This window comes from Streptomyces sp. NPDC057474 (assembly GCF_042802555.1).
In the GTDB taxonomy this organism is placed as follows: domain Bacteria; phylum Actinomycetota; class Actinomycetes; order Streptomycetales; family Streptomycetaceae; genus Streptomyces.
Genome location: NZ_JBHVDX010000263.1, coordinates 1 through 12,321 on the forward strand (window position 1 = coordinate 1; position 12,321 = coordinate 12,321).

8 protein-coding genes and 1 pseudogene are annotated in these 12,321 nt (G+C 67.3%); all 9 read right to left on the reverse strand.

Annotation, left to right across the window (positions count from 1 at the left end; all coding sequences use genetic code 11):
- Window positions 1-28: 28 nt before the first annotated feature.
- On the reverse strand, window positions 29-1,171 hold the full coding sequence (locus ACFU53_RS41690; protein ID WP_384004902.1) for an ABC transporter ATP-binding protein: 1,143 nt from the start codon (window positions 1,169-1,171) through the stop codon (window positions 29-31).
- Between the two features lie 13 nt (window positions 1,172-1,184).
- On the reverse strand, window positions 1,185-2,246 hold the full coding sequence (locus tag ACFU53_RS41695; RefSeq protein ID WP_384004904.1) for an ABC transporter ATP-binding protein: 1,062 nt from the start codon (window positions 2,244-2,246) through the stop codon (window positions 1,185-1,187).
- Window positions 2,247-2,256: 10 nt separating this feature from the next.
- Complete coding sequence (locus ACFU53_RS41700; protein ID WP_384004906.1) at window positions 2,257-3,234, reverse strand: ABC transporter permease; 978 nt, start codon at window positions 3,232-3,234, stop codon at window positions 2,257-2,259.
- Window positions 3,235-3,342: 108 nt separating this feature from the next.
- Entirely contained in the window at window positions 3,343-5,145 is a 1,803-nt protein-coding gene (locus tag ACFU53_RS41705; protein WP_384004908.1) for an ABC transporter substrate-binding protein, read from the reverse strand.
- A gap of 105 nt (window positions 5,146-5,250) precedes the next feature.
- Window positions 5,251-6,291 (reverse strand): ABC transporter permease, encoded by a 1,041-nt coding sequence (locus tag ACFU53_RS41710; RefSeq protein ID WP_384004909.1) that lies wholly within the window; start codon window positions 6,289-6,291, stop codon window positions 5,251-5,253.
- A 688-nt stretch (window positions 6,292-6,979) separates the two neighbouring features.
- Window positions 6,980-8,887, reverse strand: coding sequence for a translational GTPase TypA (gene typA / locus ACFU53_RS41715; RefSeq protein ID WP_384004912.1), 1,908 nt, complete (start codon window positions 8,885-8,887; stop codon window positions 6,980-6,982).
- Between the two features lie 142 nt (window positions 8,888-9,029).
- The gene (locus ACFU53_RS41720) at window positions 9,030-9,335 is read right to left on the reverse strand and encodes a helix-turn-helix domain-containing protein (RefSeq protein WP_384004914.1); all 306 of its coding nucleotides are present in this window, start codon (window positions 9,333-9,335) and stop codon (window positions 9,030-9,032) included.
- A pseudogene (locus tag ACFU53_RS41725) lies at window positions 9,332-9,646 on the reverse strand (type II toxin-antitoxin system RelE/ParE family toxin); the annotation flags it as partial. The gene ACFU53_RS41720 and the pseudogene ACFU53_RS41725, both read right to left, overlap by 4 nt.
- 176 nt (window positions 9,647-9,822) lie before the next feature.
- Entirely contained in the window at window positions 9,823-12,117 is a 2,295-nt protein-coding gene (locus tag ACFU53_RS41730) for an ABC transporter family substrate-binding protein (protein ID WP_384004916.1), read from the reverse strand.
- Window positions 12,118-12,321 lie beyond the last annotated feature (204 nt).

Genomic DNA, 12,321 nt, shown 5'->3' on the forward strand with positions numbered 1-12,321 from the left:
GCCCTGTAGCGAGCGAAAAAATGGCCGGTCAGCCCTTCGTGACCGTCGCGCCGGACTCGTCCGGCGCGCTGTCCTCCAGCGCCTTGAGCGCCGGGTCCAGGACGACGTCCTCGGCGCGGGCCTCGGTCGTCGGGTCCTCCGGGAAGTGGCAGGCCGTCAGGTGGCCGTCCAGGTTGCCGGAGAGCTGGACCAGCGGCGGCTCCTCGGAGGCGCACTTGTCCTGAGCCTTCCAGCAGCGTGTACGGAAGCGGCAGCCGGACGGCGGCGCGATCGGTGAGGGCACGTCGCCGGCGAGCCGGATCCGCTCCTTCACCTCCGCCTCGTCGTCGATCGCGACCTCGGGCACCGCCGAGAGGAGGGCGTGTGTGTACGGGTGGCGGGGCCGGTTGTAGAGCGAGTCACGGTCGGCGACCTCGACGATCTTGCCGAGATACATGACCGCGACGCGCTTCGAGAAGTGCCGGACGATGGCGAGGTCGTGGGCGATGAACAGGAACGCGATGCCCAGCTCGTCCTGGACCTTCTGAAGAAGGTTCACCACCTGCGCCTGGATCGACACGTCCAGCGCCGAGACCGGCTCGTCCGCGACGATCAGCTTCGGGTTCAGGGCGAGCGCGCGGGCGACCCCGATGCGCTGGCGCTGACCGCCGGAGAACTCGTGCGGGAAGCGGTTGTAGTGCTCGGGGTTGAGGCCGACCAGTTCGAGGAGCTCGCGGACCTTCTTCTCCCGGCCGCCCTCGGGGTTGATCCCGTTGACCTCCATCGGCGACTTGATGATCGTGCCGACCGTCTGCCGCGGGTTCAGCGAGGAGTACGGGTCCTGGAAGATCATCTGGATCTCGGACCGGACCGGCGCCAGCTGCTTGCGCGAGGCGTGCGTGATGTCCTGGTCCTTGTAGGTGATCTTCCCGCCGGTGGGCTCCATGAGCTTGGTGATCAGTCGGCCGGTGGTCGACTTGCCGCAGCCGGACTCACCGACGAGGCCGACGCTCTCGCCCACACCGACGGTCAGGTCGATGCCGTCCACGGCCTGGACCGCACCGACCTTGCGTTTGATCGGGAAGCCGCCGTAGATGGGGAAGTGTTTCGTCAGACCCTCGACCTTGAGAAGCGTTTCGGCCGCGGTGTCCTTGGAGCCCTGCTGTGCGGGGAGGGTGAGGTTGTCGCTCATGTCTCGGTTCTCCCTAGCGCAGCCGGGGCTGGATCTTGTCGATGAAGATGGTCTGCTTCTGCTCCGCCGTCAGGTGGCAGGCAGAGTCGCGCCCCTCGCCGAGCGACGGCCGCTCGGTGCTGCACCGGTTGCCGCTCACCTCGCCCGTGAACGCGCAGCGCGGGTGGAACGGGCAGCCGGTGGGCGGGTTGAGCAGGCTGGGCGGGGAGCCGGGGATCGGCGTGAGTGCCTGCGCGGTGTCGCCGCCGAGGCGGGGCATCGAGCTGAGCAGACCCCAGGTGTAGGGGTGCGTGGGGTTGCGCAGCACCTCACGGACGCTGCCGCGCTCCACGGCCCGGCCCGAGTACATCACCAGCAGGTCGTCGGCCATGTCGGAGATGACGCCGAGGTCGTGCGTGATGAAGATGATCGCGGAGCCGAACTCCTGCTGGAGGTCCTTGAGCAGGTCGAGGATCTGCGCCTGCACGGTCACGTCGAGCGCGGTGGTCGGCTCGTCCGCGATCAGCAGGTCGGGGTCGCAGATCAGCGCCATGGCGATCATGGCGCGCTGGCGCATACCCCCGGAGAACTGGTGCGGGTAGTCGTCCACGCGCGTCTGCGGGTGCGGGATGCCGACCTTGGCGAGCATCTCGATCGTCCGCTGCCGGGCCTCCTTCTTGGAGGCGCCGGTGTGCTTCATGAACGGCTCGGCGATCTGCCGGCCCACCGTGTAGTACGGCGAGAGCGCCGTCAGCGGGTCCTGGAAGATCATCGCCACCTTGTTGCCTCGGAGCTGCTCCAGCTCCTTCTCCTTGGCGGTGACGAGTTCCTTCCCGTCGAGGATGATCTCGCCCTCGACGGTGGTGGTCTTGGGGTTGTGCAGGCCGAGGACGGTCAGGTTGGTCACGGACTTGCCGGAGCCCGACTCGCCCACGATGCCCAGCGTCTTGCCGCGCTCGACGTCGAAGGAGAGCCCGTCGACGGCCTTGACAATGCCGTCCTCGGTGGAGAACCGCACCCGCAGGTCGCGGACCGAGAGGAAGGCCTCCGGCCCGGTCGGGGCCTTCTCACCTTCGGTCTTGGTCAGAGTGGTCACGGTATTTCTCCTAGCTGAGGCGCACGCGCGGGTCGATGTAGGCGTAGGCGATGTCCACGATGATGTTCAGCATCAGGATGAAGAACGCGCCGAACAGCATCACGCCCATCGTCGCCGGAATGTCCTTGCCGAGCGAGGAGTCGACCGCGAGGCGCCCGAGACCGGCCAGGTCGAAGGTGAATTCCGTGACCACCGCGCCGGACAGCAACGCGCTCAGGTCCATGCCGATGATGGTGACGATCGGGATGAGTGAACCACGCCAGGCATAACGGAAGAATACGTACCGCTGCTTCATGCCCTTGGCCCGGGCCGTGCGGACGTGCTCCTCCGCCAACTGCTCGATCATCGTCGAGCGGGCCATACGCGTGTACTGGGCGGTGAAGATCGTGGCCATGACGGCCCAGGGGATCAGCATGCCCATGAACCAGCCGACCGGATCCTCGGTGATCGGGATGTACTGGGGGCTCTCCATCCAGCCGGTGCTGTAGACGAAGATGCCGAGGACGATCGGGCCGAGGAAGTAGATCTGGAACGAGCTGAGCACCATCGACGCGCCGCTGACGGCCTTGTCGACAGCGGTGCCGCGCTTCCAGGCGGCGAGCAGACCGGATCCGAGGCCCAGGATCAGGAAGATCACCAGTCCGCCGATGGTCAGCGACAGGGTGAGCGGGAAGCTGTCGACGATGGAGTCCCAGACGAATTCACCGCTGTTGAAGGAGACACCCAGGCACGGCGCGGAGCAGTGCCCCACCGCGAAGTCCCGGCCGACGACGATGCCGGACATGAACTCCCAGAACTGCGTGGTGATGGGCTTGTCGAGACCGAGGTTCTCTCTGATGACCGCGATGTTCTCGGGGGAGCAGTTCTTGCCGCAGGACAGCTGCGCGAAGTCTTGGGGGATCGTATAGAACAGGAAGAACGTGAAGGCGCCGATCAGGAACATGATGACGACGGCGCCGATCAGCCTGCGGATGAGGAACTGAAGCATGGCGGGTGGATGCTCTCTTCGAAAACGCGGCGGTCGGAGGGGGTGGTACCGACCGCGGGGGTGCGCTCCGCCTGGCGCACACCCCCGCGGATCAGCCGGGCTGACGGATTACGGCTGCTTCAGGAACAGGTCGTTGATGTCGAGGTAGCTCGACTCCGTGCTGTACCGGGCACCACCGATGTTCGATCCGAAGAGCTGGATCTGCTTCGAGTAGTAGACCGGGGCGGCCGGGTTGATCTCCTCCACGATGCGGTGGTGAGCCTCTTCCCACGTCTTGGCCGCGGCCTCGGGCTCCTCGGTCAGCGCCTTCTTGATGAGGCCGTCGACCTGGGAGTCCTTGATGTGCGAGTAGTTCGAGCCACCGTCGGAGACGAGGGTGCCGTCGTAGACCGGGGTGATGACCGTGGACGGGGAGGACCAGTCCTGGCCCCAGCCGGTCATGTAGAGGTCGAACGGGTTCTTCAGCTTGCCGATCTGCTCGTAGAAGCTGGCCCGGTCGATCTCCTTGGCCTGGACGTCGAAGCCGAGCTTGGCCAGCGTGTCCTTGATGATCACCATCTGGGCCTGGCCACGCGGGGTGTTGGAGTAGGCGTAGGTCAGCTTGGTGCCGTCCTTGACACCCGCCTCCTTCAGCAGCGCCTTGGCCTTGTCCAGGTCACCGTTGGGCTTCTTCAGCTTGCCGAACGGGTCGTACGTCTTGTCGTAGCCCGGCAGGGTCGGCGCCATCAGACCGCCGGCGACCTCACCGCCGTAACGACCACCGTCGGCCTGGACCATGGCCTGGCTCGGGATCGCGTAGGTGATCGCGTCGCGGACCTTCTTGTCCTTCATGTTGGCGCTGTCGAGGTTGAACGTCATCTGCCACACGTAGGGCTGGTAGCCCTGGATCGTGCGCTTCTTGGCGTTCGCGTCACCGATGACCTTGGACAGCTGGGCCGGGTCCACCGAGTCCGTGAACTGGATGGCGTTCTTGGCCTCGCCCTGATCGGCGATCAGACGCTTGGTCTGGCTGGCCTGCTTGATGGTGGTGGTGAACTGGTAGCCGTCGACGTACTGGTGACGCACCGAGTCCGTCTTCGGGTCCCACTGGTCGTTCTTGACCAGGGTCAGCGACTTGCCCGCCTTGTACTCGGAGATCTTGTACGGGCCGAGGGCGGCCGGGGCCTTGTCGTACTTCTCCTTCGTGTCCTGCTTCTCGGGCACGATGGCGTAACCGGCCATGGCCAGGGCCTGCGGGAGGTCCGGGCGCGGCTGGTCGAAGTGGAAGACGACCGTCTTGGCGTCCGGGGTCTCCAGCACGGAGTCCGGCAGGTGCTTGCCCTTGTACGGGCCGTCCGGCAGCGCCTTGCGGTAGTCGGAGCCCGACAGCCAGCTCTGGACGTAGGACGGACCGTCGAAGATGACCTTGGAGTACTGGCGCTCGATGGTGTGGCGGACGTCGGCCGAGGTGATGGCGTTGCCGTCCTCGTCCTTGACGCCGTCCTTGAGCGTGTACGTCCAGGTCTTGCCGCCGTCGGACGACGTGCCGGAGTCGGTGGCGATGTCACCGACGACCGTCAGGTTGCCCTTGTCGTCCTCCTGGTAGTTCGTCAGCCCGCGGTGCAGCAGGTTGGCGATCTGACCGGCGTCGGAGACGTAGATCTGCCCCGGGTCCAGGTGGGTCATGTCCGACTGCGCGTAGACGTTGATGACACCGCCGGACTTGGCGCCCTTGACCTCTTCGGCCGGACCGGTGGAGGCGGCGGCGTCACCATAGGCGACAGGCTTCGACTGCTCGGCGGCGTCGTCCTGGGACTTGGAGTTGTCCTTGGTGTCGCTCTTGCCGTTGTCCGCGCAGCCGGCGAGCGCCAGGGAGCCGGCCACGAGGGCGACGGCCACAGCGCGCGTGGTGCGGTTTCTGATGGGCTTCATGATGCCTATGCACCTACCTGTTGATAGTTGTCCACGAGTACTGCCTGACGGCCCGGGGGTGAACCCGGATCGGGGGTGGCAGTCCCCCCACCCACCAATGGACGATTACCGTCCGGTCTTGGGGTCGAATGCGTCCCGGACGGAGTCGCCGAGAAGGTTGAAGCAGAGCACGAAGACCACCATGGCCACGCCCGGGAAGACCATGAACATCGGGTCCTCTTCGTAGACGTCGGCTCCGACCGCGAACATGCGGCCCCAGTCGGGGGTGGGTTCGACGAAGCCGACACCTACGAACGAGAGGAAGGCGATCGAGAGGATCGTGCTGGGCAGGATGTACGTGCCCTGCACCAGGATCGGCGTGACGATGTTCGGCAGGATCTCCTTGCGCACGATGCGCCAGGGTGAGGCCCCGGACACCTTGGCCGCCTCCACGAACTCGCGCTCACGCAGCGAGAGCACCGAGCTGCGCACCAGACGGGCGAGGCCCATCCAGCCGAGGAACCACATCACCAGGATGATGGACACGGCACGTAGATACGTCGGCGTCTCGTCCCTCGGGTCGACGAACAGCGCGGTGACCACAGGCATGAAGGCGATGAAGAAGAGCTGCTGCGGGAAGCCGAGGAAGAAGTCGGTGACCCGGCCCACCCAGTAGTCGACGCGACCTCCGAAGTAGCCGCCGACCATGCCGATGAGGACACCGGTGATCACACTGGCCACCGTGACGACGACCGCCATGTACAGCGAGGTCCGCATGCCGTACAGCAGCATCGTGAACACATCGCGGCCCAGCTTCGGTTCGACACCGAACCAGAAGTCACCCGACATGCCACCGAACGAACCGGTGGGCATCGCGAAGTCGTCGAGCAGGAACGGGAAGTCGGGCTCCTGCGCGTAGAGCGTGTAGGGGTCCTTGCCGTACACCTTCGAGATGACCGGCGCGAGCGCGGCGATCGCGAAGAAGAAAATCACTACGCACGCGGAGACGACTCCAGTACGGTCCCGCTTGAACCGTTGCCACATCAACTGCCCGGGGGAACGACCCTCAAGCTTCTTCTCACCCTTGGCGACCTCGGCGGTCGTCTCGAGCTCGGGGTCCAAGGCGACCGCGGAGCCGGAGCCCTCGGCCTTGGTTGGACTGGTCATGTCTGTTCTTCCCCCGGGGGGTTGGAGAGTTGAGCGCAGCACAGATACCGGCAGGTTCTGTGGTTTGGGGGAACTTTCGCCAAGGCGGTCAACGCGCGTCAAGGGCGGAAGGCATAGGGATCTCCCTACCGTCCATATTTTGAGCAAAAATTGCAAAGATTGACACCTACACGCGCTTGACAGGCAAGATCAGAAATAGGCGAAACGGACATACAGGGAACGATTTTTGTTTACATGTCCGAAACTTGATCGCTGGATCACCGATATCCGAACGGTGCTTCACAGCTCACAGACAGTGAACCGAAGAGTCCCGGCCGGAAGTCCAGCCTCCCCTGCACACCCTTCGCACCCTTCCCGGAATCCCCAGTATCCCCACAGGACCTCCCCTGTATGCGGATACACCTGAAGCCCGACCCTCCATGAGGCGGAGAACCGGGACTTCTTGACGCTTCGACAGAAGCGTCGACAGATACTCCGGTACGTGCTGCGGTTCCGTAGTCTACACGCGTAGCGACGTCCGGAGGAGATGCCGGACCGATCGACGCCGGAGCAGGCGACACGCTCATCTGCCGCCACGGCGGCGGCAGATCGTGCTCCTACGCGGCAGGCCGCGCGCCGCATGCCGCCACCGGGCACGACTTGGTCCGGTCCCCCGCAGTCGCGGGCGACCGGGCCAAATCCCTGTCTGTCAGCCGTGCTTGGCGCGGCTCGCGGCACGCGCGCGCTCGCGGGCGTCCAGGTTGACCTTGCGGATGCGTACGGCCTCCGGGGTCACCTCGACGCACTCGTCGTCGCGGCAGAACTCCAGGGACTGCTCCAGGGAGAGCTTGCGCGGCGGGACGATCGCCTCGAACGAGTCGGCCGAGGAAGACCGCATGTTCGTGAGCTTCTTCTCCTTGGTGATGTTCACGTCCATGTCGTCGGAACGCGAGTTCTCACCGACGATCATGCCCTCGTACACCTCGGTGCCGGGGTCGGTGAACAGCACGCCGCGCTCCTGGAGGTTCGTCATCGCGAACGCGGTGACGGCGCCGGAGCGGTCGGCGACGAGCGAGCCGTTGTTACGGGTCGTCAGGGTGCCGAACCACGGCTCGTGGCCCTCGTGGATGGAGTGGGCGATGCCCGTGCCACGGGTGCCGGTCAGGAACTCCGTACGGAAGCCGATGAGGCCGCGGGACGGGACGACGAACTCCATACGGACCCAGCCGGAGCCGTGGTTCGACATGTTGTCCATGCGGCCCTTGCGGACGCCCATGAGCTGCGTGACCGCGCCCATGTGCTCCTCGGGGACGTCGATCGTCATGCGCTCGACCGGCTCGTACGTCTTGCCCTCGACGTCCTTGGTGACGACCTGCGGCTTGCCGATGGTCAGCTCGAAGCCCTCGCGGCGCATCTGCTCGACCAGGATGGCGAGCGCCAGCTCACCACGGCCCTGGACCTCCCAGGCGTCGGGACGCTCGGTGTCGAGGACACGGAGGCTGACGTTACCGATCAGCTCGCGGTCGAGACGGTCCTTGACCTGCCGGGCGGTGACCTTGCGGTCCTTGACCACGGCCTTGTTCTCCGCGCCCTTGCCGGTGCCGCCGCGGCCGACCATCGGCGAGGTGTTCGTACCGATGGTCATGGAGATCGCCGGCTCGTCGACCGTGATCAGCGGCAGCGCGATCGGGTTCTCGGTGTCGGCGAGGGTCTCGCCGATCATGATGTCCGGGATGCCGGCGACGGCACAGATGTCACCCGGGCCGGCCATCTCGGCGGGCTTGCGGGTGAGTGCCTCGGTCATCATCAGCTCGGTGATGCGGACGTTGGACATCGTGCCGTCACGCTTGATCCACGTGACGGTCTGGCCCTTGCGCAGCTCGCCTTGCTCGACGCGGAGCAGCGCGATACGGCCGAGGAAGTTGTCGGCGTCCAGGTTGGTGACGTGCGCCTGGAGCGGGGCCTCCTCGTCGTACGACGGGGCCGGGACGTGCGACAGGATCGTGGAGAAGAACGGCTCCAGGCTGTTGCTGTCGGCCGGGACGGTGCCGTCCTCCGGCTTGGTCAGCGAGGCGACACCGTCACGCGCACACGCGTAGACGATGGGGAACTCGATCTGCTCCTCGTCCGCGTCCAGGTCCAGGAAGAGGTCGTAGGTCTCGTTGACGACCTCGTCGATCCGGGAGTCCGGGCGGTCGGTCTTGTTGATGCACAGGATGACCGGCAGGCGCTGCTGGAGCGCCTTGCGCAGCACGAAACGGGTCTGCGGCAGCGGACCCTCGGAGGCGTCGACGAGCAGCACGACCGCGTCGACCATCGACAGACCGCGCTCGACCTCGCCGCCGAAGTCGGCGTGGCCGGGGGTGTCGATGATGTTGATGGTGATGACGTCGCCGCCATCCTTCGGGTGGTACTTCACCGCCGTGTTCTTGGCGAGGATCGTGATGCCCTTCTCACGCTCCAGGTCGTTCGAGTCCATCATGCGGTCGTCGAGCGACTCGGCGGCGTGCGCGGCGAAGGCACCGGCCTGCTTGAGCATGGCGTCGACCAAAGTGGTCTTGCCGTGGTCGACGTGGGCGACGATGGCGACGTTGCGGATGTCGTGGCGCGTGGCCATAGTGAGGCGCTTCTCCCGGGTGTGAGGACGGCCTGCGCTGACATCTGTGTCGCGCGGACCCTGCCGGGCTGGACACGCCACGGCCTCACCCCATGGTACGGGGCCGCCGGGGGGACGGCCTCCGCAGGGGTTCCGGGCCGGCTCAGGCACTCCTGATCTGCGGCGACGACTCCACCCTCAGTTCGAGACCCAGAGCCCGTGCGAGACGGTCGAGGACGGGGAAAGTCGGCACGGTGCCCCCGCCCTCGAAGCGGGCCACGGCCGACTGGGTCATGCCCGCTCGGCGACCGACTTCCCGCTGCGAAAGACCGAGCTCCTGTCGCCGTGCGCGCACGGTCTCACCGAGAGCGAAACGCAGTTGCGCGGCCGCGTACTCCTCCTCGGTCTCGTGAGTCATGGGCCGGGCCCGGCGGGCATCCGCGAGGCTGGTTCGCCCGGTTTCCGTCACAGCTCCTCCTCGTCCACTGTGTGGCCTTCGGCCTGGCACTTCTTCATCGCCTGGCGAGCCCGTTCCACCTCGGCGAACTCACGCATCCTCGTTTTCGCGAACACGGTGAGCATGACAATGCGTCGCCCGGTAGCGATCCAGTACGTGATCCGTACGTACGTGATCCGTACGCGCGCGGCGCCGCAGTAGAAGCGCAGTTCCCTGAGCTTGCCGTCGAGCTGACGGGTGTACGGCTCGCCGAGGTGGACCCCTCGCTGTTCCAACAGGTCGAGGTGCATGAGGGCCTGGGCCCAGCGTCTGTCGTCGAGTCCGCCAAGCCATTCGGCGACCTCCGGCTCAAGTTCTGACCGTACGCCGCGTCATAGCATCGACGCTATGACCACAGGGGCCCGCCCGAGATCGATTGGCCCCGGGTTCACTCCATCGTGCACCTGGTCGCCGCCCGGGTGGGTCGTAGAGGGCAGCGGCCGGAGTCCGGGATGATCCCCTACTTTCCTGTGGGCCGCGCCGGTCCCTTCGCGCCCTTCTTCAGGAAGCCCATGTCCTCGTAGACGGGGGTCTGGAAGCCGAAGGCGCCCGCGTTCGCGAGGCCGGTGCGGGCGGCGACGAGCTGGGGCCGCTGGTAGAGGGGGATGGACCCGGCGGCGGCCCAGATGCGGGCGTCCGCCTTGCGGATCAGGGAGCGGGTCTCGGACTCGTCGAGGGTGGCCACGGCCTGGTCGAAGAGCTGGTCGACCCGGTCCGTGCCGACGCGCGTGTAGTTCTGCTCGACGCTCAGCGAGCCGTCTGCCGCGGGCACCGGCTTGGCGTAGATCGGCCGGGCGTCGGTGGCGGGGTACGCGGAGGTCGGCCAGGAGTACAGCGCGAGGTCGTACTGCCCGTTCGCGATGTGGTCCTTGAAGTAGCTCTCGTCGGCGACCTTCGTGATCTCCGTACGGATCCCGACGTGCTCCAGCATCACCGCGATGCGCTCACCGACGGCCCGCAGCGACTCCGTCCCCGGCCCCGACGGCAGCACGAACCGCAAGGTCAGCAGCTTGCCGTTCTTGGCGAGCGGTCCCTTCGCGGCATCGGCGGGCGCCTGCGTCCCCTGCGGCGCGTACGCGCCGGGCGCACCGCCCTGCTTGAACCGCTTGCCGTCCTGAGCGAGGTGCTCGCCCTCGTCCCCCTTCTTCTCGTCGTCGCCCTTGCCCGTCTTCTCGTCGGCCTCGTACGGCCTGTTGTCCTCGCCGACGATGTACGTGCTCTCGTCCTCGGAGGAGTCGGATTCGCCGGAGCCGGATTCGGAGGCGTCCTTCTTCCTGGTCTTCTCCCCCTCCGCTCCGGCCGCCTTCCTGCCCTCCTTGGGGGGCTCGAGGGGGCCGCCCTGTTCCCATCCGGCGTCGGCGAGGAGGGCCCGCGCCTCGTCGGTGTCGTGGCCGCCGAGGGCGCCGCTGTTGTCGGCGTAGGCGGCCTGGCCGGCGAGGGCGAGGTGGCTGCCGACGGGGACGGCGGGCAGGCCGAGGGGTTCCAGGACGAGGGCGGCGAGCTTCTCGCGGTCGAGGGCACGGGCCACGGCGCGGCGGACGCGCTCGTCGGCGAGGGGGCCTTCGGAACCGTTCAGGGCGAGCTGGGTGAAGGCGGGTTCCAGGGACCGGCGGACGGCGAAGCCGCGCAGGGCGGACTGCTGGGCGGTGTACTCGGCGATCGCGTCGCGCCGCTTCTCCCGGGCGCTGGTCTCGGCGTCCGCGGCCTCCTCGTCCGAGCCGTGCGCGATGGCCCAGGACCGCAACGACTTCGCGGGGGTCAGGCCGGAGCCGGGACCGTGGGCGGGGGAGCCGTCCGGGGCCATGGGTCCGTGCGCAGGGTGAGGGCCGCTCCGCGAGAGCGGACCGGCGCCCCGCGACCCCTTCTTGTCACGGGAGGCGAGCATGATCCGCTCGGCCTGCACCGAGTCGATCTCGGCGATGTCGACCTTGCCCTCGGCCAGCGCCTTGGCCCGCTGGGCGCGCGGTACGGCGCGCAGCACCAGCTCGGAGAGTTTGGCCGGGCGGCCCCACCAGCGGGGGTTCCGGGCGAGCGTGACCTCGCCCTCCTTGCGGTCGACGTCCTTCAGCGTGAACGGCCCGGCGGTGACCTTGAGCTTCTTGCGGGCGCCGTCGTTGAAGGAGTCCGGGGTGCCCATCACCTGCTTCGGGTACAGCGGCGAGAACAGCGCCTTCCAGTCGGCGTACGGACGGGCGAAGGTGACCCGGACCTCCAGGTCGTTCTCACCCCGCTCGATCTTCTCGATGCGTTCGTAGCCGGCGTTCCTGGCCGTCCAGTACGCGGAGTCCTTGCCGGACAGGGCCCTCCACTGTGCGGCGAAGTCGGCGGCGCCGATCTCCCGGCCGTCGCTCCACACCGCCTCCTGGTGGAGCTTGTAGAGGACGACCTGCCGGGGCTCGCGTTCGACGACCTTCGCGGACTCCAGGTGGTCGGAGTTGAGCTGGGGGCGTCCGCTGGTGTCGAGGCGGTACATCGACGGCAGTACGGCGCCGGCGATCCGCGCCGTGGCCGGGTCGGCGTCCGCCTGGAACGTGTTCAGCGTCTCCGGTACGGCGTCCACGGCCCAGCGCAGGGTGCCGCCGTCGGCGACCAGGTTCCGCGCGGCCGGCGCGATGTCCTGCCCGGCGACGGGCCTGCCCGCCGGGTCCTCCTCACTGCATCCGCTCAGCAGGGGCATCGTGAGCACGCCTGCGGCCAGGAACGCCAGCGAGCGGCGCAGGACCCGCGGTCGAACGCGGTCGTGGGGAATCGGCATCACTGCGACCTCCTCGCTCCGCGGTGGGAGAACGGGGACGGGGGCGGCTCTGATCACGTTCGGCGTATATGGAGCTGATCAGACGGATGCGGCCCACTGAAGAGGAAGGGGTTCGTGCGGGGGCGCCGACACGACGAGGGAGTGCCGGAGCCCACCCATTTGGACCCTTGGAGCTCGGGGGGCGGTCGTGTGGCGGGTGCGGGT

Bases quoted from the DNA above. Each gene is read 5' to 3' on its own strand.
- typA (WP_384004912.1), bottom strand. From the start codon at position 8,887: ATGGCCACGCGCCACGACATCCGCAACGTCGCCATCGTCGCCCACGTC.
- ACFU53_RS41690 (WP_384004902.1), bottom strand. From the start codon at position 1,171: ATGAGCGACAACCTCACCCTCCCCGCACAGCAGGGCTCCAAGGACACC.
- ACFU53_RS41700 (WP_384004906.1), bottom strand. From the start codon at position 3,234: ATGCTTCAGTTCCTCATCCGCAGGCTGATCGGCGCCGTCGTCATCATG.
- ACFU53_RS41705 (WP_384004908.1), bottom strand. From the start codon at position 5,145: ATGAAGCCCATCAGAAACCGCACCACGCGCGCTGTGGCCGTCGCCCTC.
- ACFU53_RS41710 (WP_384004909.1), bottom strand. From the start codon at position 6,291: ATGACCAGTCCAACCAAGGCCGAGGGCTCCGGCTCCGCGGTCGCCTTG.
- ACFU53_RS41730 (WP_384004916.1), bottom strand. From the start codon at position 12,117: ATGCCGATTCCCCACGACCGCGTTCGACCGCGGGTCCTGCGCCGCTCG.